16 protein-coding genes are annotated in these 20,573 nt (G+C 69.6%); 12 read left to right on the forward strand and 4 right to left on the reverse strand.

The features are described 5' to 3' along the window. The first annotated feature begins 309 nt into the window (after positions 1-309). The 8 genes from ACMCNO_RS13680 (at position 310) to ACMCNO_RS13715 (ending at position 7,271) form a co-directional block, all read left to right on the forward strand. Positions 310-669 carry a PadR family transcriptional regulator gene (locus tag ACMCNO_RS13680; protein WP_412753693.1) on the forward strand — a complete coding sequence of 120 codons (360 nt, stop codon included), beginning with the start codon at positions 310-312 and terminating at the stop codon, positions 667-669. Between the two features lies 1 nt (position 670). Next, positions 671-1,252, forward strand: a complete 582-nt coding sequence (locus ACMCNO_RS13685; protein WP_412749793.1) for a hypothetical protein — start codon at positions 671-673, stop codon at positions 1,250-1,252. Beyond that, positions 1,249-2,361 carry a serine hydrolase domain-containing protein gene (locus tag ACMCNO_RS13690; RefSeq protein WP_412749794.1) on the forward strand — a complete coding sequence of 371 codons (1,113 nt, stop codon included), beginning with the start codon at positions 1,249-1,251 and terminating at the stop codon, positions 2,359-2,361. Before ACMCNO_RS13685 ends, ACMCNO_RS13690 begins: the two co-directional genes overlap by 4 nt. 538 nt (positions 2,362-2,899) lie before the next feature. Further along, complete coding sequence (locus tag ACMCNO_RS13695) at positions 2,900-3,139, forward strand: hypothetical protein (protein WP_412749795.1); 240 nt, start codon at positions 2,900-2,902, stop codon at positions 3,137-3,139. A gap of 19 nt (positions 3,140-3,158) precedes the next feature. Beyond that, positions 3,159-3,329, forward strand: coding sequence for a hypothetical protein (locus tag ACMCNO_RS13700; RefSeq protein ID WP_412749796.1), 171 nt, complete (start codon positions 3,159-3,161; stop codon positions 3,327-3,329). A gap of 57 nt (positions 3,330-3,386) precedes the next feature. Continuing rightward, the gene (locus tag ACMCNO_RS13705) at positions 3,387-5,369 is read left to right on the forward strand and encodes a protein kinase domain-containing protein (RefSeq protein WP_412749797.1); all 1,983 of its coding nucleotides are present in this window, start codon (positions 3,387-3,389) and stop codon (positions 5,367-5,369) included. A 138-nt stretch (positions 5,370-5,507) separates the two neighbouring features. Beyond that, positions 5,508-5,789, forward strand: coding sequence for an ATP-binding protein (locus tag ACMCNO_RS13710; protein ID WP_412753694.1), 282 nt, complete (start codon positions 5,508-5,510; stop codon positions 5,787-5,789). A 285-nt stretch (positions 5,790-6,074) separates the two neighbouring features. Continuing rightward, the gene (locus tag ACMCNO_RS13715) at positions 6,075-7,271 is read left to right on the forward strand and encodes a PP2C family protein-serine/threonine phosphatase (protein WP_412749798.1); all 1,197 of its coding nucleotides are present in this window, start codon (positions 6,075-6,077) and stop codon (positions 7,269-7,271) included. A gap of 328 nt (positions 7,272-7,599) precedes the next feature. Here ACMCNO_RS13715 and ACMCNO_RS13720 read toward each other — a convergent pair whose 3' ends face one another. Then, complete coding sequence (locus ACMCNO_RS13720; protein WP_412749799.1) at positions 7,600-8,946, reverse strand: flavin monoamine oxidase family protein; 1,347 nt, start codon at positions 8,944-8,946, stop codon at positions 7,600-7,602. A 585-nt stretch (positions 8,947-9,531) separates the two neighbouring features. On the opposite strand from ACMCNO_RS13720, the gene ACMCNO_RS13725 reads away from it, so the two are divergent. Together ACMCNO_RS13725 and ACMCNO_RS13730 are read left to right on the forward strand one after the other, a co-directional pair. Then, complete coding sequence (locus ACMCNO_RS13725) at positions 9,532-10,896, forward strand: D-alanyl-D-alanine carboxypeptidase family protein (RefSeq protein WP_412749800.1); 1,365 nt, start codon at positions 9,532-9,534, stop codon at positions 10,894-10,896. Positions 10,897-11,256: 360 nt separating this feature from the next. Continuing rightward, a complete protein-coding gene (locus ACMCNO_RS13730; protein ID WP_412749801.1) occupies positions 11,257-13,707 on the forward strand; it encodes a glycogen/starch/alpha-glucan phosphorylase in 2,451 nt (816 codons plus the stop codon). Positions 13,708-13,728: 21 nt separating this feature from the next. Here the strand turns inward: ACMCNO_RS13730 and ACMCNO_RS13735 are convergent, their stop codons facing one another. From ACMCNO_RS13735 to ACMCNO_RS13745, 3 genes are read right to left on the reverse strand one after another with little or no spacing between them, the layout of a single operon-like run. Further along, positions 13,729-16,479 (reverse strand): phosphoesterase, encoded by a 2,751-nt coding sequence (locus ACMCNO_RS13735; protein ID WP_412749802.1) that lies wholly within the window; start codon positions 16,477-16,479, stop codon positions 13,729-13,731. A 3-nt stretch (positions 16,480-16,482) separates the two neighbouring features. Next, positions 16,483-17,841: an ABC transporter permease gene (locus tag ACMCNO_RS13740; protein WP_412749803.1), complete on the reverse strand. Its 1,359-nt coding sequence runs from the start codon at positions 17,839-17,841 to the stop codon at positions 16,483-16,485. Then, complete coding sequence (locus ACMCNO_RS13745) at positions 17,838-18,752, reverse strand: ABC transporter ATP-binding protein (protein ID WP_412749804.1); 915 nt, start codon at positions 18,750-18,752, stop codon at positions 17,838-17,840. The genes ACMCNO_RS13740 and ACMCNO_RS13745 overlap by 4 nt, the downstream gene beginning before the upstream one ends. Before the next feature lie 572 nt (positions 18,753-19,324). Here ACMCNO_RS13745 and ACMCNO_RS13750 point away from each other — a divergent pair. Both ACMCNO_RS13750 and ACMCNO_RS13755 read left to right on the forward strand, forming a co-directional pair. Further along, entirely contained in the window at positions 19,325-19,750 is a 426-nt protein-coding gene (locus tag ACMCNO_RS13750) for a hypothetical protein (RefSeq protein WP_412749805.1), read from the forward strand. A 110-nt stretch (positions 19,751-19,860) separates the two neighbouring features. After that, positions 19,861-20,457 carry an HdeD family acid-resistance protein gene (locus tag ACMCNO_RS13755; protein WP_412749806.1) on the forward strand — a complete coding sequence of 199 codons (597 nt, stop codon included), beginning with the start codon at positions 19,861-19,863 and terminating at the stop codon, positions 20,455-20,457. Positions 20,458-20,573: the final 116 nt, after the last annotated feature.

Here is a 20,573-nt window from a genome sequence, read left to right on the forward strand (position 1 = left end):
GTGAATCGCCAGGCAGGTCGACGGCGACGGCCCTCGCGCAATCGGCAGCAGGTCCGGGAACCATGGCTCCGTCGCCCAGCGTGGTTTCACGCTCCCAGCGAGGCGGCACATGGCCAAGCCCTTGTCCGAAAGCGGAACGACGCCTTGACATCACGCTCAATGCGGAATTCCGACGCGCCAAGTGCGGCCGATCACGCCCGGGCACCGCCCGCCACCCGTCGATCATCTGCGCCCGTTGCCGGGCCTCAGGGTCGGCTAAACCTACTACTTGATTAAACAAGGTAGCTGCCATAGCCTGTCAGCGTGGACATGACACACGATCCCCAACTGCTCAAAGGGGTGCTGTCGCCGCTGTTGCTGTGGCTGCTCGCCGAGCGCGAGTCCTACGGCTACGAGCTGGTGCAACGGCTGCGCACGGTCGGGCTGTCGAGCATCTCCGAGGGCACGGTGTATCCGGCGCTGTCGCGGCTGGAGCGCGAAGGGCGCGTCAGCTCCCGGCTGGTGGCCTCGCGCGCGGGCCCGGCCCGCAAGTACTACCGCCCCACCGACAGCGGCTACGCCGCCCTGGCCGACGCGACCGCGGACTGGCACCTGCTGGCCGCCACGGTCAACGGCGTGTTGTCGCGCCCGGTCCCGGCCACTCCCGCCCCACCAGCCAAGGAGCAATGACATGACCCGCTCGCTGACGACCATCGACCGGCTGCGCATCGAGTACGCGGTATGGCGCCTCGACGGCCTGCTCTACGACCTGCGCTGGCGTTCCCGCGTGGCCAAGCGCCGCGAGATGCGCGCCAACCTGCACGCCGCCGCGGCCGACGTCGGGGCGACCGAGGCACTGCGCCGTCTCGGCGGGGTGCGGCGGCTGGCCGCCGAGTACCTGGCCGCCGAGCACGGCGGCTGGGGCCGGCACCCCACCTGGATGACCGGGCTGGTGTGCATGATCGCCGTCCAGGCCGGCAGCTACGCGCTGATCGAGGCTGGACGGTCGGCGTTCACCGACGGTGTCCTCGCCGCCGACCCGCACCCGCACGGCACCTACCACTGGGCCGGGATCCCGTACCTGAGCGCCGACGCCACGGTCACGTTTACCGGCGCCACGCACACCTCGGTCGGCGGCGCCTACACACCCCTGGTCTATCTCGGCATGCTCGCCGCCTTCATCGCCGGCGCGCGACTCTGGCGCCTGCTGCCTGCGGCACGCCGCCGCCACCCCATCACCTCAACCACCGAGTCCGCGGAGCGTTCCCGATGAAGCGTCTGCTGCCAACCCTCGTGCTGTCCGTGGCGGTTCTCGCCCCGGGCACGACCCCGCCCGCCCTGGCCCGGTCAGCGCCGCCGCCACCCACGGTCGAGCTGCACGACGCGCTGCGGCCGGTCGTCGCCGCTGGCGCCCCGGGCGCCATCGCCCTCGTCGCCGCCGGCCGCCGCACCCGCACCGCAGCCGTCGGAACCGCCGACCTCGGCACCGGACGGCGCATGAACGCCCACGACCACGTCCGCGTCGGCAGCATCACCAAGACTTTCGTGGCGGTCGTCGCGCTCCAACTCGCCACCGAGCATCGGCTGCACCTCGACGACCCGGTCGGTCGCTGGCTGCCCGGGGTGCTGCCCTACGCCGACCGCATCACCATCCGCCAGTTGCTCAACCACACCAGCGGCGTGCCCGAGTACTTCGACAAGCTCCTGCAGCACAACGCGACCCAGCCCGGCGCCCCACAGCTACGCCACTGGGAGCCCCGCGAACTGGTTGGCTTCGTCGCCGGCGAACCACCACTGTTCCCCGCTGGCACCGGATGGCAGTACTCCAATACCAACTACATCCTGGTCGGCATGATCATCGAAAAGGTCACCCACCGACGGCTCGCCGACGAGGTCGACCGACGCGTCATCGACCGGCTACGACTACGGGACACCACGTTCCCCACCGACGAGACGACCCTGCCCAAACCCGCCGCCCGCGGCTATTGGGACCTGGGCCCCGGCACGGCACCACTCGACGTCACCGAGTACAACCCGACGGCACTCGGGGCCGCCGCCGCCCTGGTGTCCACAACAGACGACGTCGCCCGGTTCTATCGGAACCTGCTCACCGGCCACCTGCTCCCCACACCCCAGCTGACACAGATGCTGACCTTCGTCGATCACGACGGCGGCCTGGGCTATGGCCTGGGCATCGCCCGCATCCCGACTCCCTGCGGCCCCGCAATCGGACACGACGGGGCCGTGCCCGGCTTCGCCACCAACGCGTACGCCAGCCCCGACGGACGCCGACAGGTAGTGATCGCCGCGAACCTCTTCCCCGGCCGACAGGCCCAGACCCAGGAAGAGTCGGTATCGACGCTCTTCTGCGGTTCGTCATGACACGCCCACCCTCCGGTGACCGTTCCATCGGCGCCCTGGTGGCCGGTGTCTCCTTCTGGGTGACCCAGGCCATCCTGCCTGTACGGCATGCCGGAATCTCCATCAGTGAGCGGGTGCCCTGCGGCTGGTCGTCGGGTCGGCGCTGCTGCTGTTGATCTTGCCCACGGCGATGAACGACAACCGGTACTGGGGTGCCCTGCTCGCGCACACCCTGCCCCGGATGGGGTGGGGTCGGCTTATCGAGATCCAGCCAGGCTCGGGACCGGCCACCCTCGCCCTACCCGTGGACGACCGGGGGAGCGTGGACCGTCTGCGCCGCATGGGCGATGGCATCGATCCTCGTTACTGTCATCAGCGAGCGAGGCCGTGACCAGTGATGCGACCCGGCCGGAAGGAGCTGCGCGCAGCAGCGACCAGTTCCAAACCGGACTCTGCTGGTGCAGTGCATCCGCTGCTGTCGACAAATGACCCTTGCCGACCGGTTCCAGGACGGTCCATTGGACTCGCTGCCAGCCCAGGTCGACGAATTCACCTGCCCATGCGACTCTTTCCCAACGACGTGGCATCGCTAGACAAGTGGGGCGAATACACGGAGGCGAAGGAGACGATGTTCTTCTACACCGACACCGACACCGACACCGACACCGACACCGCCGACGCACCGTGGACCGTCGTCAAGAGCAACGACAGGAAGCGCGCCCGCCTGGATGTCGTGATGCATAATCCACGCTCGGCCCGACGCCACGATCACGAACGTTCGACCTCGACAGGGGAATGACGATGATCACGGACTGCGGATGGACCTGCCCGCCGCCGTGGCCGGCCTGACCGCGCACCAGAGCAACGACCCGATCGAGGGCGCCAACACCGACATCGGTTTTAACCGGCACATCTCCGGACGAGTCGTCTTCGCGCGCTGCCGACGGCGGTCCGCTCCGCCCGCGTGGAGGATAGATCGAACCCTCTAGGGTGGCCTCGTGTTGACACCCGCGGGGCCTGACGACGAACAAGATGCAACGAGTTCCGTGCTGATCGGTGCCCGTTATCGTTTGTTACGCCGGATCGGGAGCGGCGGCATGGGGGTTGTCTGGCTCGCCCGTGACGAGATCCTGCGCCGCCAGGTCGCGATCAAGGAGCTGCATCACAACCAGGCAACCTCGGATCGGACGCTCGCCGATGGGCGGGAGCGCAGCCTTCGCGAGGCCCGCGCGGCGGCGGCGCTGCACCACCCGAACATCGTCGCGGTGTACGACGTCGTCGAGCAGGACGACCGCCCGTGGATCGTCATGGAGTACGTGTCCGGCAGGTCCCTCAAGGAGATCGTGGCCGAGGACGGCCCGCTGCCGGTCGACCGCGCGGTCCGCATCGGACTCCAGTTGCTGGACGCGTTGGGCGCGGCGCACGCCGCCGGCATCACACACCGGGACGTCAAACCGGCGAATGTTCTGCTGTGCGAGGGGGACGTGGTCCGGCTGACCGATTTCGGCCTGGCGCTGTTGCCGGACGCCGAGGCGCTCACCGAGACCGGCGTGGTCATGGGCACTCCCGGATACCTGGCACCGGAGCAGGCCAACGGACACACCCCGGGTCCACCCGCCGACATCTTCGGGGTCGGAGCCACCCTCTACTTCGCCGTGGAAGGGGTCGGCCCGTTCGCCCGCGACAGCTACCTGTCGATGCTGGGTGCGTACGCTCGGCACGACATCCGGCCACCGCAGCGAGCCGGCGACCTGGCGGCTGTCCTGATGCGGCTGCTTTCCGCAGATCCGGCGAAGCGCCCCAGCGTCACCGCGGCCCACGACCTGTTGACGGCGGGCGGGGCAGGCCAGGCCCGGCCGTCGCGTCGCGCCCTGCTGATCGGTGCCACCGCCGTCTTGGCCGCCGGTGTGACCGCGGCCACCACACTGTGGACGGCTCCGGATCGCGGGCGTGCCCGGGGCGACCGGCGCACCGGGTCACCGTCGAACGCCGGACCGGCGCGGACCGTCGGCCTGGGCCCGGCCGCGTGGCACGACGATGAACTCAAGGGCACGGTGGTGGTCGGGTCGCTGGCCCTGGGTATCCGTTCCGATGAACATGTGGTGGCCGTCGACGTGCGGACCGGCGCCCAGCGCTGGCGTGGGCCCGGCGGCATCGAGAGCCTCGAACAGATCGGCAAGGGACTGGTCGTCGCGATGAAGACCTCCGCCGGCGGCATGATCCTCGATGGCGCGACCGGCGCCCGGAGGTCCCAGGCCCCGGGCAGCGCTTTCCAGGGTGGCGGTGATGGTGTTGCCATCTTCCGCTTCGGCTCGTGGGACTTGACCGCATACGACGGCGTCACGAGCAAGAACCGGTGGCGGGTGCCATTCGACGGACAGATCTACGATCCGCGCGTGTTCAGCTCCGCGGGGCTGGTCTGTGGCAGCGTGAGTCTGGACGTGCGGCCGGGCGGGAACCCGAAGTGGGCGTTGCGCGGCCTGAGTGCCGAGACGGGAGCGACGATCTGGCAGACGCGGCCACCTGCGGAGGCGATCTTCAAATGCTGGGCCGACGACAACCGCCTCTACGCTGGCCTGACCCAGGCCGGAGGTGACAGCCTGATGTGCGTCGACCCCCGCGCGGGGCGCCAGGTGTGGACCGCCACCCCGGTAATGGGACCCATGTCGGAAAGAACCGACGTTGTCGGCTTCGCCCGCGCGGGAGACGTCGTCGTGATGGTGACCGCCGACAGCAGACAGCAGTCGCTGAGCGCCGAGGGGCTGGTGGCGGTAGCGGCGGACTCGGGGGCGGTGCGGTGGCGCCGTTCTCTGGCCCGTCCGGTCCTCGCCGTGACCGGCGACGGCCGCCTGTTCGCCGGCTCTGACGACGCGACCGTGCACGAGCTCGATCCCCGTACCGGCGAAACGGTCTGGTCAGTTGCCACGTCACTGCCGGTGGACCATCTGTATGCTGCCCCCGGCATGATCCTGGCCTCCATCCGGTCCGGCACGACGGCCTACCCGCTGCTTAGCGCCCGGTCTAGGTGACCCGGTCAGCTTCGCTCGGCCGGGCTTTCGTGGCGAGCATGACCGGCAACGTGGTATTCCTCGGCCTCGCTGCAGGCCCTGCGCGTCGGGCTGGAACTGGCCGTCACGGATCACGTCACGGCGGCTGACCGGCAGGACCTGGCCGAGCGGATCACGATCGTGGCCGCCGAGCTGGCCGGCAACGCGTTGCGTCACGGCCAGCCGCCCACAATCGTGATCGTGCAACGAGCGGACGGCAAGCTGGTCGTGGAGGTCCTCGACGGCGACCCGAACTCCATCCCGGCAGTCGACCCGCAGCGCCCGATCGGGGACGGCGGCCTGGGGCTCGTGCTGAGCGAACGCCTTGCCCACGACGTCGGCTGGTACTCGACCGGCGCCGGCGGCAAAGGGGTCTGGGCCGCCTTCGCATTCGCCCGCTGACCCCGGCCCCACGTGCGCCGGTCAGGCCGAGATCAGGATCTCGCCCGGTCCGGTCACCGTCAGCACGCGCTGGGCCGCCGGACTCGGGTCAATCACGCTGAAATCACCACGCTTGCCGCCGCAGCCCTGATGCCTGGGGATTGAGGCATACTGTCCTGGTTGTTGGACGGGTGGGAGAGCAATGGGTGTCATGACGCTGACCGGGCGCGCGGCAGCCGGCTCGCAACCGGGGCGACGATGACTGGTGTGGATCGCAGAACTCCACCGAGGCGGCGGCAGCACCGCGTGGTACCGCCGCCTGCAGACGGGACCGACCAGCTCTCCGCCGGCTACACCCTGCTGCTCGTCGAGGACGACCCGGGCGACGCCCTGCTGGTGCGCGAATACCTGACCGACAGTGACGTCGCAGCCCACCTCGATGTGGCCGGGACGCTGCACCAGGCGCTCGAACTCCCACATGTTCCCGACGGTGTGCTGCTCGACCTGCACCTGCCCGACAGCGACGGCTTGGACGCGTTGCAGCAGATCCTCACCCGGTGGCCGGGGACCGCGGTGCTGGTGCTGACCGGCCTCGACGACGCCACCACCGCAGCTGCGGCTGTGGCCGCCGGTGCGCAGGACTACCTGATCAAAGGCCAGATCGACGAGGCCCTACTCGGCCGCACCATCCGGTATGCGATTCACCGCAAACGGGCGCAGAACGCCGAACGCAGCCTGCGCGACAGCCGGCTGCTGGCCAATGAGAACGTCCGCTTGCAGCGAGGCCTGCTCCCCAAACCCATCCTCGCCGACCCGGCCGTGCAACTGGTCAGCCGATATGTGCCCGGCCGGCAACGAGCTCTGCTCGGCGGCGACTTCTACGACGTCGTGCAGACAACCGATGGAGCGGTGCACGCGGTGGTCGGCGATGTGTGTGGTAGCGGCCCCGACGAGGCCGCCATGGGCGTTGCGTTGCGCGTTGGCTGGCGCACTCTCACTCTGGCCGGCGTCCCGAAGACTCAGCGGATGCGGCTACTCGAAGACGTTCTGGTCGCCGAACGCCCCCACGACGGCATGTTCGCCAGCGTCTGCGGCGCCCGTATCGAAGCCGATCGCAGCCACGTCGTCCTCACCAGCGCTGGGCATCCGCCGCCGCTGATCATCACGGCTGGCGGAGCCCGGCAAGCCGACGTCCGGCACGGCCTGAGCCTGGGCATGTTCCCCGGCCGCGGGAGATGGCAGGAGACAACCGTCGCCCTCCCGCCCGGCGCGGGACTGCTGCTCTACACCGACGGCGCCTTCGAAGGCTTCTCCGCCGACGGCACCCGCCTGGGTGAGGACCGCTTCATCGACCTCGCCGGGCGCCTGGCAGCGCTCAGCGACCCCGTCGAGTACATCGACGCCCTACTCGCGGCCGTCCAGCAGGACGATGGCCGGCACAACGACGACACGGCGCTGCTCTACATCACCCACGCTGGCAACCGCCCGGCATCGAGGACCTGAACGACCAGCCCTCCGCGATCCCTTCGTGAACCGCTCACGGCTCTCGAAGAGTTGCCCGAGGCCGGGCATGCGCGAACCCGCCGCTGTCCGGGCAGACCGGCCAGCAGTGGCCAGCGCGGGGGAGCGGCCGATCCACCGACCGCCCTGCGGGGGCTGTGTCGGCCCCGCTCGGCGGCGAAGGGCTCCGCCCCGGATCTGAGGTCGCCGTTGTCAACCGATCGACGCTGTGTGCGCGCCGCCGGATGGACGCCGTTTCTCAGCGTGCTGATCGCGAATGGACAGCACCCCCGCCCGTCGGTCCGGCTGGCCGTCGTAGGAGCCGGAACCTTCAACGGAGGGCGTGGAGGGCCTGGCGCGCCGCCCTTCGTCCAGTGTCGTAGGCGCCGTGAACCGTGGTGGGGTCCGTGGTGCTGGTGGCCTCACCGGCGAAGAACACCACGGTGCTCACCGGCTGCGTCAGGGTCGCGGCGGGGTTCGCCATGCCCGGTGTGACAAAGGAGTAGGCGCCCCGAGCGAAGGGATCGGAGGTCCAGTTGTGGACGGCCGTCCTGACGGGACTGAGTCCGCCGTCGCCGACCGCCGAGCGCAGCGTATCCAGCCCCGCCTGCACGGCGCCGTCGTCGCCGAGGCGTAGCAGCGCCCGGGCTTCGTCACCGGCGGCCCAGCCGACTACGACCTCCCCGGCAAAGCTGGACAGCCCCCGCGAACTGGTCCAGAAGTAGGGCGGATTGGTGGTGCGGTTGACGATCGCCGCAAACCGTGCCGGCAGCACGGGTTGGTCGAAGCAGTAGATCAGCTTGGCGACGTCGGCAGCCGCCACGGTGCCGATCGCTTGCAGGTGCTGCAGCGGAAGGGCCGGAGAGAATGCGACGTCGCCATGGCGCAACACACCGATGGGGAGGCTGACCACACACACCCGCCCCCGGACAGTGTGCTTCCCGGTCTTGGTCACGCAGTGGACCGCGACCCCGGAGTCCGAATAGTCAATCTGGGTGACGACGCACTCCAGCGCGACGTCGACGGCGTCCACCAGTGGGCGCAGCAGTTGCTCGTAGCCGCCCAGGACGCGAAAGTCCCGGCCATCGTCACTGCCACCACCGTCACCACCGATGTAGCCGAGCCGAACGAGTTCCGCGGCACTCCACCGGCGCATCGGCTCGTTGTCCAACTCCAACTCCTGCACCGGCTCGGGCCACCGGTCCGGGTCGAGGCCGACTCTGCGTAGGTAGTCCGCCGCGTTCTCCTGCGCAGCGGGCGGCGGCACTCGGGCCAGGTCGATGGTGGCCGGGTTACCCTGCGCGGAGTCCGGGGTGTCGTCCCGCTCGGCGCCCATCCGAACCGTCCCGACGCCGACCTCACGGACGAGTTCCCAGGTGGAGACGTTGCTGCCATGGATCAGCTCGGCACCCCGCTCGACGGGTACCCGCGCCAGGCTCCGGTCGGTGTACACCCGGCCACCAACCCGGTCGCGCGCCTCGACGACGATGACCGTCCGTCCTGCGGCCACCAGGTCACGGGCGGCGGCGAGGCCGGCCACCCCGGCCCCGACCACGACCGCGTCGACCGGGCGCTCCGGCAGCGGCACCAGGCGCGGTGGCGTGTCGGGCGCCGCGCTGGCCGAGCCGCGATGCAACCGGCAACCGCCGATCGTCGGTCCCAGCGCGAGCGCCGCCATCCCAGACAACAAGCTTCGCCGTCTCATCGCACGTGACCCCACCGCCGTTGCCCACGGTGCGGAGCCCTGGCCGCGGCCAGCTGCAACCGGCGGCCACCCGCGCGCTTCGCCCGGCAATCGGGGCCGCGCGAACGGCGACCGGAACCGAACGGCCGTGCCCGCAGTTTTGTAACCGTCATCACGCCTCCCCTCCAGACCTTAGAGCTCCTCCCAGAAGGTTGGGCTCTGGCCTGGACTGCGATTGCGGTGCTCGGTTCGTCGGCCGGTGTCGATCCGGCCGCCGCGACTGTGAGCAGATCAGGATCCATGCACGCGTCCCCGCGGCCACCAACCAGACGTCATCGGGACGCTGCTCGCGCTGGCCTGAGCTTCCCGCGGACACCTTGCCAGTGCTGGACTCGCCTAGGTTCAGCGTGTTCGGGCTGCCGCGACCCGCTTGGTCCTGCTCGTCGGTGTGCCGGTGGGCCGGAATGTGGTGCAACGCGTACCACGTGCACGAACGCATCCGTGGCAGCAAATATTGACCGGACCGGTCATACTCGCCCCGGCGTCCGGACCGGCCGGACCGGAGGGGCATGGGTTTCGATGACACAGGTGCCGGACAGCTCGGGTCGCAACGTCGGCGGACTGGCGGTCGGCTCTGCCCAGGTCCCGGCCGGCGCGCCTCAGCCCGCTCCGCAACCCGGCGCCGCGCCCGCCCCAGCGGCCGGTGGCGTCTACGGCAGCCCGCGTCCCGCCACCCGGTCCCGGCGCCGGTTGCTCGCCCTGCTGATCGCGACGCTCGTCCTGACCGGCGCCCTCGGCTCCGGCGCGGCGTTTCAGCTCAACCGGGAACTACCCGCACCGGTCGTGACCACCGACATCGGCGCCACTCTGCGGGTACCCGGCAAGCCCGCGGCCCTGCCATGGCCGGCGGAGGGCTCCGCCGAGCTGACGGTCGAAGGGCTCGATCGGCTGGGCGGCTCCGGCGGCGGGCCGGCCAAGCCGATCGGCAGCGTCGCGAAGGTGATGACTGCGTTCCTCATCCTGCGGGAGCATCCGCTGAGCGGCGACCAGGAGGGCCCGTCGCTCACGGTGACCGCGAAGGATGTCGCCGACTACGAGAGCCGCAAGGCGACCCACCAGTCACTGGTGCACGTCATCGAGGGCATGAAGCTGACCCAGCGTGACGCCCTGGAGGCGCTGATGCTGCCGTCGGCCAACAACATCGCCCACCAGCTCGCCGTCTGGGACGCCGGGAGCGAGGCAGCGTTCGTCGACAAGATGAACGCCGCCGCGGACGAGCTGGGCATGGCCGACACTGAGTACACCGACCCGAGCGGCTTCCAGCCCACGACCGTCAGTACGGCGGCGGACCAGGTCGTCCTCGGCCGAGCGGCGCTGAAGTTGCCGGCGTTCGCCGAGATCGTCGAGCTGCCCGAAGCGACCATCCCGGTGGCCGGCCAGATCTCCAACTACAACGATCTGCTCGGCGAGAACGGCGTCTTCGGCATCAAGACCGGCTCGACCGACGAGGCCGGCGGGTGCCTGCTGTTCGCGTCCCGGCTCAAGGTCGGCTCCCGCACGCTGGTGCTGGTGGGCGCGGTCTTCAACCAGCCCGGCGCGAACACCCCGGAGCAGCTCGCGGCCACCAACAAGGTGGTGCGCAAGCTGCTCACCGCGGTGGGCCGGACGGTCAAGGAATATCAGCTGATCCCCGCGACGCCGGTCGGCACGGTGGTGACTGATTGGGGCGCCTCTGCTACGGTCAGCCTGGCCACCCCGCTTACGGTGATCGGGTGGCAGGGCCAGTCGGTCCCGGTCACGGTCCGCACGACGGTGCCCGCCCCGGAGGCCGCCGCCGGCCAGGAGGTGGGCATTGTGGAGGCGTCCGGCGTACAGGTGAAGCTGCGCACGGACGTTGAGGTCGAGGAGCCCTCCCTGTGGTGGCGGCTGACCCGCCTGGACTGACCGACTCCGGGCTGAGGCCCGCGTAGTTACCGTGCCCAGCTGGCTCGGGCGGGTCGAGCTGGCGATCTGGCCCGAAAGGATATTTGCCCAAGTCTGTTTCCGGCGACGGCGACCGCTGTACATGCGGACGCCAACCATCAGTTACGGCGGTGCAGAGTTTGCGGCGTAGCCTCGCCGCCGTGAACGCCCGGTGTGGCAGCCGAGGCACTGGTCGGTGGTGAATGAAACAGGCTGTCACCCAGTTGTTGCCCCGAACCGTGCCCGGATGCACGAGGCGAAAGTTCGACAGCGTCTGGGATCGTCCGCTCCGCAGCGGTTGGCCCGCACATGCGGCGGTAGGCCCGCCAGGGAAGGATCGTGATGGATCTGCCGGACAGCCCGACCCTGCGGGCCATCGGCGCCACCGCGGCGGACTTCGAGCGGGACCTGGTCAGCAATCTGTACTTCGAGCGGGGCACGACGATGGAGTCGGCCAGCGCCCAGGACGTCTACCAGAGCCTGGCACTGACGGTACGGGACCGGCTGGTCGATCGCCGGGCGCGTACGGCGACCGCGCACCAGGCAGCCAATCCGCGGTGCGTCTACTACCTGTCCGCCGAGTACATGCTGGGCCGTCAGCTGCGCCAGAACCTGCAATACACCGGAACCGAAGAGGTCGCCCGCGACGTCCTCAAGGGACTGGGCTTGTCGCTGGACGAGATTGCCGACTTCGACGTCGAGCCGAGCCTGGGCAACGGTGGCCTGGGCCGGCTGGCCGCGTGCCTGCTCGACGCGCTGGCCACCGCGGACATTCCGGCCGTGGGTTACGGCATCCGGTACGACCTGGGGTTGTTCCGGCAGGCCATCGTCGACGGTGCGCAAGTGGAGCGCCCCGACGACTGGGCGTTCGACGGCAGCCCGTGGGAGTTCCCGCAACAGGACGACCGGCAGTCCGTGGGCTTCTACGGGAGGGTCGAGGACGAGGCGGGCCGGCGGCGCTGGATTCCCGCGGAAACCGTGCTCGGCGAGCCGAGCCACATGCTGGTGCCGGGGTACGGCACCCAGACGGTCAACATCGTGCGGCTGTGGCGGGCACGCGCGGACAGCGACGCGTTCGACCTGGCCGACTTCGCGGCCGGCCGGTCCGCCGAGGCGGTGCAGGAGGTGATCCGCTCGGAGAACATCAGCAAGGTGCTGTACCCGGCGGACAGCACCGAGTTCGGCCGGGAGCTGCGCCTGAAACAGCAGTACTTCCTGGTCTCCTGTTCGCTGTGGGACATCGTGCGCCGGTTCCATCTGCGTAACAGCGACTGGGCGGCGTTCGCGGACAAGACCGTGATCCAGCTGAACGACACCCATCCAGCCCTGGCGGTGCCGGAGCTGATGCGGCTGCTCGTCGACGAGTACGAGCTCGACTGGGACACCGCCTGGTCGATTACCCGGCGCACGTTCGCGTACACCTGCCACACCCTGCTGCCCGAGGCCCTCGAAACCTGGTCGGTGGCGCTGTTCGCCCGGCTGCTGCCCCGCCATCTGGAGATCGTGTACGCGATCAACCAGGCCCATCTCGACGAGGTGGAGTCCCGCTTCCCCGGCGACGGGGAGCTGCGCCGCCGGTTGTCGCTGATCCAGGAGGATCCGGAACGCCGGATCCGGATGGCACATCTGGCCGTGGTGGGCAGCCACGCCGTCAACGGTGTCGCCGAGCTGCACTCGCGGCTGCTGGCCGAGACCACCCTGGCGGACTTCGCCCGGCTGTGGCCGGACCGCTTCCGCAACGTCACCAACGGGGTCTCGCCGCGCCGGTTCCTGCGGCTGGCCAACCCGCGCCTGGCCACGCTGATCAGCGACCGGCTGGGTGGCGACGGCTGGCTCACCGACCTGGATCGGCTGCGCGGGCTGGCGCCGCTGGCCGACGACCCGGAGTTCCAGCAGCGCTGGTGGGCGGTTAAGCGGGCCAACAAGCTCGACCTGGCCGGGTACGCGCGGGCCGCGACCGGCGTGACCATCGACCCCGACGCGCTGTGCGACGTGCACATCAAGCGGTTCCACGAATACAAGCGGCAGCTGCTCAAGCTGCTGCACGTGGTCACGCTGCACAACCGGCTGCGCGCCGACCCGGGCACCGACGTGCCCCGTACCGTGGTCTTTGCGGGCAAGGCGGCGCCGAGCTACCACGCGGTCAAGCGGATCATCCAGTTGATCAATGCGGTGGCCGCGGTGGTCAACGCCGACCCGGCCGTCGCCGGGCGGCTCACCGTCGTCTTCCTGCCTGACTACAACGTCTCGCGCGCCGAGCTGATCGTGCCCGCGGCGGACCTGTCGGAGCAGATCTCGCTGGCCGGCAAGGAAGCCTCCGGTACCGGCAACATGAAGCTCGGGCTCAACGGTGCGGTCACCATCGGCACCCTCGACGGCGCGAACATCGAGCTGCGCGACCGGGTTGGCGCCGACAACTTCTTCCTGTTCGGCCTGGACGCGGCGCAGGCGGCCGAGATGCGTCGCGGCGACTACCGACCGGGAGAAGTCGCCGGGTCCGATCCGGAACTGGCCGCGGCGCTCGAGGCCATCGCGGACGGCCGGTACGGCGCCGGCTTCGGCGACGTGCTGGACACCCTGCGGGGCCGCGACGAGTACCTTACCCTCGCCGACTACCGCTCCTACCTGGACGCGCAGGACGCGGCGGCGGCCGCCTGGCGCGACCCGGCCCGTTGGACCGCGATGTCGATCCGCAACACCGCGCACTGCGGCTTCTTCTCCGCCGACCGCACCGTCGGCGACTACCGGGACCGGATCTGGCAGGCCGACCCGGTCCCCGTACCGCCCCGCTGACCGATCGGCTCAGCGCATACGTCAGTCGGACTCTGACGGCGGGATGTATGCGCCCGGTACGTTCGCCGGCGCGAAGATCCTGTCCTCGCCGGGGTACGGTTTCCGCCAGTCGTGCGCCTGGTACCAGGTGAAGTGGTTCATCTGCGCGGGGTTCGCGAAGTCGGGCCTGGCGTCGGGCCCGGTCAGCCGCTGCTGTGACTTCCAGATGTCCCACTGTGCTGCGACCGTCTGCTTGTCCGCCGGCACCGAGCCCGACGGCGGGGCCGCGGCATGGGGGTTCTGCGGTGCCGGAGTGTCGACGCCGCAGGGCGGCGGGGTCGACAGGCCCAAGGTCAGCGACGTTCGATTAGGCAGCGCCGTGAACGGCGTGAGGTCCGCGTGCTGGGTAAACGCGGCGCTCATGGGGCTGGCGGCGCTGTCCTTCTGGTTCATGGGGTGGATGCCGAGGATCTGCTCGATGGTCCGGATCATCGTGATCTGGGTGTAGTAGTGGCTGTCGGCGACGCCGTGCGCGGCCCAGGGGCTGATGATCTGGATCGGGGCGCGGTGGCCGTCGACGTGGTCGAGGCCGGCCTGCGAGTCGTCCTCGACCAGGAAGATCGCCGAGTCTTTCCAGTACCGGCTGTGCGAGATGGTGTCGACGACCCGGCCGACCGCGAGGTCGTTGTCCGCGACCTGAGCGGCCGCGTTCGGTGGACCGCCGGTGTGGTCGCTGGAGAACCAGAACATGTTCAGGTTCGCCGGCCCGTTCTTCTGGAAGTCCCGCTTCCAGATCTCGTACCGGTAGATGTCCGGGATGCCGGTGTCGAACTTCGGGAAGCCGGCCACCGACACCTGGTTGAGCGACGGGATCGGCGACGAGGAGACCATGGGATACGCGGTGTCCTGCCCGGTCGCCGCCATGTTCCTGGTGTCGCAGTACAGGTTCTGCCAGCTGGCCGCGGCCGGCTTGGTGAGGAACTGGTGGAATTCGCCGAAGTCCCGCACGGTCTTTCCGGCCGCCTGCGCGCCGGTCCACAGGAAGCCGGTCCGTTGGTGGCCGAGGGCGTCGTCCTCGGTGTCGTAGCTGCGGATGTATTCACCGGCCGAGGACTCGGTGTATTCCGGATTGTCGGCCTGAATCAGCCAGTTGTGGCCCTCGGCCGAGTTCGTGCCGATGTCGTACGTGTTGTCGTACAGCCCGAACTGGCGTTCCATCGCGTGTTGGTTTGGCGTCACGTTTTCGCCGAACTCCGTCAGCGCCGGGTCACGCTCGCCCCGCGCATCATCGCCGAACAGTTGGTCGTACGTCCGGTTCTCCTTGACTATCAGGAAGACGTGTGTGATCGACGACGGGTCGCCGAGTCGCAACGGCACCGGTACGGGTCTCACCTTGCGTGTGCCCTTGGCCAGGGTGATCGATCCGGGCGTCCAGCCGTTCTGGTCGAAGACCCTGACCGTGCCGGCTCTGATGGCACTGTCGTCGGGCAGGGTGAACCGCTGCAGGCTCGACGTCGTGTCATGGGTGTTGTGCCCGGCGCTGGTGGTGGGGCGGCGGGCGTCGATGCCTCGGGTGTTGGAGACCACGATGTCGTGGCCGGCGGTGGCGATCTCCGCGGGGAAGTAGTCGGTGGGCAGCAGGCCGACGTAACTGACCGGCTCCAGTGGGGTCGTGTATCGGTACACCGCGATGGCGTTGGCGCGCCCGAGCGTCACCAGCAGGTGATTGTCGTCGGTGAGCGTTACGGCGTCGGGTTCGTAGCCCACCGACGCCTCCGGCCACGGCTGGGTGGCGACGGTCTGCACGACGGTGTCGCTGGCCGTGTCGATGATCGACACGTCGTTGCTGGCCGTGTTGGTGACGAACACCGTGCCGTTCCTGGCGTACATGGCGGTCGGGTGCAGGCCGACGCCGATGCTGCGTACCGCGGCGGCCGGGTTGGCCAGGTCGATGACACTGACGGTGCCGGTGGTGGTGGCGGCGGTGACCGGGTCGGCGGGAATCGGGGTGTTGTAGGAGTTGATCGTGGTGTCGCCGGACCGTGCCGGGCGCCCGCCCTCGTTGCTGACATAGAGCTTGATACCGACCGCGACCATGCCCCGCGGAGCGTTGCCCACGGCCCAGCTCCGTTGGATGGCCCCGGTCGCCGCGTTGATGGCGACCACCCGGTTCTGGCCGTTGACCGCGGAGTACACCGTGGAGCCGTCGGAGGAGAACACCGCCTGCGCCACGAGTGCGCGCTTGGGACCGTCCTTCGGGATCGCGACGAAGGTGGGGTTGGCGAGGGTGCCGTCGGAGTTCACGATGAACCTGCGGTAGCCGTCGGCCTGGCCCAGCCACAGCTGAGAGCCGTCGGGGGAGTAGGCGGGGCCTTCCTGGCCCACGTCGTTGCCGCCGATCCGTAGGTCCGCCGCGGTGTTGTTGCCGATGAGCTGCTGCGGCTTCCACGTCGTCAGGTCCACGATGGCGAGCGCCATCCCGCCGTCGGCGAGGCTGGCCGCGAGGTGGGTGCCGTCCGGGCTGACCGTGGACGACATGATCTTGCCATTGTTGATGATGAGGCGCTGGCCGATCGGATCGATGTACTGGTCGGCGGAGACGACCCGACCCCGGATGGTGTCCTGGCCGACCCGGTCGGTGCCGAACTGGTCCGTCCGGGCGAACGCGATGCCGACGCCCGCGGTGACGACGACAGCCGTGGTGCCGGCGGTGACGGCGAATGCCCGGCGGCCGACGCGTAGCCGGGTCCAACGCTTCTTCTCAGCAGGCCGACGGCGGCGTGTTACCTGCATGAGCTATCCCTTCGGCGTGGTCGGGAGCAGTGCGACGGTGCCGTCGAACTGCCAGAGCGGGTTCGGGGTGTCCCCGGTCGCGGTGCGGACCAGGAAGTAGCCGTTCACCTCTTTCGGTCCGTCGCCATCGGCCGTGTACCGCCCGTCCGGCGCGAGGTCGAGTTGGTAGGTGGCCGACCCCGTGGCTTCGATGCCGGGCAGATGCCAGGAGACGACGCACCGCCAGTCGTTGCCCGGTCCGTGGGGGGCGAGCCGACCGCCTCCCTTGGTGCACGCCGCGGTTGTCTGTAGCTGTGCCTCGGTGACGTCGGGCCGATGCAGCTGTGCGGTTTGCAGCCGGTAGAGGTGACCGAAGGCGGTGGCGACCGAACGCTGCACCTTGCCCTGATCGATCCCGGAGCCCGTGGCACCGGTCCCTGCGGTAACGATCGCAACCGTCACGGTCATCAATCCGACAAGCGGCAGGAGCCCGCCGGTGACCGCACGGCGTCGCGATCCGTCCATCGACAGGTTGGTGAAGTCCCGCCGTACGAAGAGCCGATATGCCAACGCGGTCGCGGTCACGGCCCACGCCACACTGATCGCGATGGCGATCAGCAGTGGGCCGAGCTGTGCCGGGCTGGTGAACAGCCGATTCCAGGCGATGAAGGCGTAGCCGGGCAAGGCCAGTCGTACGGCTACGGGCAACGGCAGCATCTGGGCGAGCTGCAGCGCGATCGCGACGAAGGCGGGCAGTAGCAGTCCCATCGGGGACCGCCCCAGCGCGACGGACCCAAGGAGCCCGATCGCGCCGAGGGCCAGGGTCGGGGCAAGGACGCACATCCAGGCGAGCAGCACCTTCCCCGCGGCGTCAGCCGGCGCCAGCTGGTGGCCGTCGAGGCCGACCAACGGCTGATTGCCGACCGCGAGAATCCCGCCGGCAACGCTGGAGACTGCCAGCCCGGCGGTCAACAGCAGGACTACGGTCGCACCGGCCAGGGACTTCGCTACGAAGATCCGCCGGGGTGACCGGACCACGACCAGCAGGTGGCGCCAGGTGCCGAGCCGGTCCTCGATGGCGAACACATCGCCGGCCACCACAGAGGTCATCAGGGGGAGCGCCCAGGTGCCTGCGAAACCGAGCATCACCAGGGGACTGGCCCATCCCGTGGCATGCATCCACCGGCCGAAGACGGTGTCGACGGGGAGGGTGCTCTGCCGGCTCACCACCGCGACGAACAGTGCCGGCGCGAGCCAGCAGGTGACGGCGAGCAGGCGGATCCGCCATTGTGAGACCAGCTTGACCAGCTCGAACCGATAACCACGGGCCACCGGGACGCGCTGCGCCACCGCAGCGTGGTCCCGTGGGATGGTCGCGGTCACCGCCCGGCCTCCGTCTCCTGCTGCCCGTTGAGGTCGGGTTCCTGCTGCGCGGTGAGCGCGAGGAAGGCAGCCTCGAGCGGCGACACGACGGGTGCCAGCTCGCGAACGGCTATGCCTGTATGTACCAGCCGAACCACCAGCTCGTCGAGGGCCGGCACTAGGGCGCGGACGACGATCACCTCGCCGTGGTCGCGGCCGCTGGCGTCGTCGACCACGCCGACGCCACGGGTGTCGGCGGCCACCCGACGGGCGGCCGGCGGATCGGAGGTGACCACCCGGTAGTCGAGTTCACCGCTCTCGGCGGCCAGCTTGCTCGGCGGACCGGAGAAGACTGTCCGTCCGGTGACGAGAATGGTGACCTCGCCGCACAGCGACTCGACGTCATCCATGCGGTGGCTCGCGAGCACGACGCTGGCGCCGCCAGCCGCCAGCCGCGTCAAGACCCTGTTGATGAGCCGCTTGCCGATCGGGTCGAGACCGTTGGACGGTTCGTCGAGCACGAGCAGCCGAGGCTTGGTGATCAGGGCGGCGGCGAGCCCGAGCCGCTGGCGCATGCCGAGAGAGAATCCGTGCGCTCGGTCATCGGCGACCTCGGTGAGTCCGACCTGGTCGAGCACCTCATCGATCTCCGCCGCCGTGTCGAGACCGCGGAGCGAGGCCAGCGCGGCGAGGTTCTGCCGCGCCGTGAGCCAGGGGTAGAGGCCGGGACCGTCCACGAAGCCGGCGACGTCGTCCGGAGCGTCGAGCACCCGCCGGATCGGCGTGCCGAGGACCTCGAGACGACCGTTGTCGGCAGTGGCGAGACCCAGTATGAGGCCGAGCAACGTCGTCTTTCCGGCACCGTTCGGCCCGACCAGGCCATGGATCTGCCCCGGTACCACATCCAAGTCGACACCGCCGAGCGCGACCACCTCGCCGAAACACTTGACGAGCCCGCGAGCCCGGACGGCCGTGTCCACTGGGTCCTCCTTTCCGTACCTTCGATGAAGGTAAGGAAGGGGTGCGACGCGGACAGGGGTCGTTGGTTTCAAGCTTATGAACGGGAGACGACAGGCATCTACCATGCTCGATGCACTCCGCCATCATCGACGTGTCGACCGACACCTCCCCGATGGCCGATGACGGACGGGCGGCCCACGGCGGGCCAGCACGCACGTCCGTGTTGAGTGCGGCGCGAACGCGCGACCTCCATCGCACCGGGAGGTCCGAATCGGTGGCCGAGTCATCCCAATTGGCGCGAAAAGACCCACATCGCATTGGGCCGAAAGTCTCTGTTGGACCTCGGACGGGCGCTGGGACGCTTGCGCTGAATGCACCGGGATGGATGCGCCCGGAACGGGTCCGGCGACGGCGTTCCATGGCTGGCCGACGCGCGGGGTCGGGCCGGGGGCCCTGCGATTCCCTTCCCGACTTCAGGGCGACGCGAATCAGTCCTCAGGCGAACAGCTCAGGCCGGCAAGTCGGCGCAATCGAAGGAGGAATGATGGATTTCTCGGAACGGCTCGACGCGCTCCAGCAGCGAGTTGCGGCGACCACCGCGTCGGTTCAGGCGGCCGCCGCCGAGTCCCGTGAGCAGCTCGGCAAGCGCGTGGATCAGGCCCGTGCAGACCTCGACCAGGCCGGCAGGAAGGCGCAAGAGCAGGCCGACCAGGCCACAGCCGACGTGCGCAACAAGTGGGCACAGATCAAGGCCGAGGCAGCGGCGAAGATGGCAGAAACCAGAGCAAAGATCGACGAGCGGGGTCGGCAGCTGGACGTCAAGGCCGCCACCACCGATGCGGAGTGGCTGGAGGCTGACGCGGCCGACGCCCTGGACTTCGCTGCATGGGCGGTCGACAACGCGGAGCTGGCGATTCTGAACGCGATCGACGCCCGCGCGTACGCCGACGAGCTGGCGGCAGCGCGCTAGTCGGCGCCGATGGGCGACATGCCAACGCCGCATCAAGAGCGGCGCGACGGCCGGCTCGTGGCCGCCCGGGACCTGCCGCACGCGACGGCAGTTGTTAGGGGAGGTATCCGATGACGAGTGAGGTGCGGGACACCGACCTGGCGCGGAACTCAGGCCAGACCCAGGTACGGGAGGCTCCAGGCGTCTGGTGGTGGTTCCTGATCCTCGGGGTGCTGTGGACGTGGTTCGGCATGTTCGTGCTGTCCTACCGGGTGGGCAGCGTGGCCGCGGTGGCCGCGTTCGTGGGCGCGGCCTTCGTGTTCGGTGGCGTCACTCAGCTGATCGTGGCCACCCGCGTCCAGGGCTGGCGCTGGCTGTTCATCGTGGCCGGCGTTCTGGGCGTGGCCGCAGGGATCCTCACCTTCGCGTGGCCAGGCGAAACCCTGTACGTGGTGGCGGTCCTGGTCGCGTGGTACCTGATCATGTTCGGCGTGATCCACCTTGTCGGCGCGCTGGCCGGCCCGAAGAGGCCATGGTGGTGGACCGGGCTGCTGCTCGGCATCGCCGAACTCACGCTCGGGGTATGGGCGGTGCGTTCGTGGCAGCGGTCGCTGGTGACGCTGGTGACCCTGGTCGGGGTGTGGGCCATCTTCCACGGAGTGAGCGAGATCTTCGCCGCTTTCACCGTGCGCCAAGCCGGCAAGCGAGCGGCACGGCTCGTGGGCTGACCGCCACCGCGTGGGCGTCGCAGCCGCGCGGTGCCCACGTCCGGCGGAATCGGTGCGAAAGGCCGAGCGTGCCGTCCAGGGCAGGCACGAACCGGGTTCTGACAGAGAGGCAGTGT

Origin of the sequence: Krasilnikovia sp. M28-CT-15 (genome assembly GCF_047159595.1) — a bacterium.
GTDB lineage: Bacteria > Actinomycetota > Actinomycetes > Mycobacteriales > Micromonosporaceae > Actinoplanes.

What these genes read in the sequence shown, in the direction of transcription:
- ACMCNO_RS13680 (WP_412753693.1), top strand. Translation starts at nt 310, where the DNA reads ATGACACACGATCCCCAACTGCTCAAAGGGGTGCTGTCGCCGCTGTTG.
- ACMCNO_RS13685 (WP_412749793.1), top strand. Translation starts at nt 671, where the DNA reads ATGACCCGCTCGCTGACGACCATCGACCGGCTGCGCATCGAGTACGCG.
- ACMCNO_RS13690 (WP_412749794.1), top strand. Translation starts at nt 1,249, where the DNA reads ATGAAGCGTCTGCTGCCAACCCTCGTGCTGTCCGTGGCGGTTCTCGCC.
- ACMCNO_RS13695 (WP_412749795.1), top strand. Translation starts at nt 2,900, where the DNA reads ATGCGACTCTTTCCCAACGACGTGGCATCGCTAGACAAGTGGGGCGAA.
- ACMCNO_RS13700 (WP_412749796.1), top strand. Translation starts at nt 3,159, where the DNA reads ATGGACCTGCCCGCCGCCGTGGCCGGCCTGACCGCGCACCAGAGCAAC.
- ACMCNO_RS13720 (WP_412749799.1), bottom strand. Translation starts at nt 8,946, where the DNA reads ATGGCGGCGCTCGCGCTGGGACCGACGATCGGCGGTTGCCGGTTGCAT.
- ACMCNO_RS13725 (WP_412749800.1), top strand. Translation starts at nt 9,532, where the DNA reads ATGACACAGGTGCCGGACAGCTCGGGTCGCAACGTCGGCGGACTGGCG.
- ACMCNO_RS13730 (WP_412749801.1), top strand. Translation starts at nt 11,257, where the DNA reads ATGGATCTGCCGGACAGCCCGACCCTGCGGGCCATCGGCGCCACCGCG.
- ACMCNO_RS13735 (WP_412749802.1), bottom strand. Translation starts at nt 16,479, where the DNA reads ATGCAGGTAACACGCCGCCGTCGGCCTGCTGAGAAGAAGCGTTGGACC.
- ACMCNO_RS13750 (WP_412749805.1), top strand. Translation starts at nt 19,325, where the DNA reads ATGGATTTCTCGGAACGGCTCGACGCGCTCCAGCAGCGAGTTGCGGCG.
- ACMCNO_RS13755 (WP_412749806.1), top strand. Translation starts at nt 19,861, where the DNA reads ATGACGAGTGAGGTGCGGGACACCGACCTGGCGCGGAACTCAGGCCAG.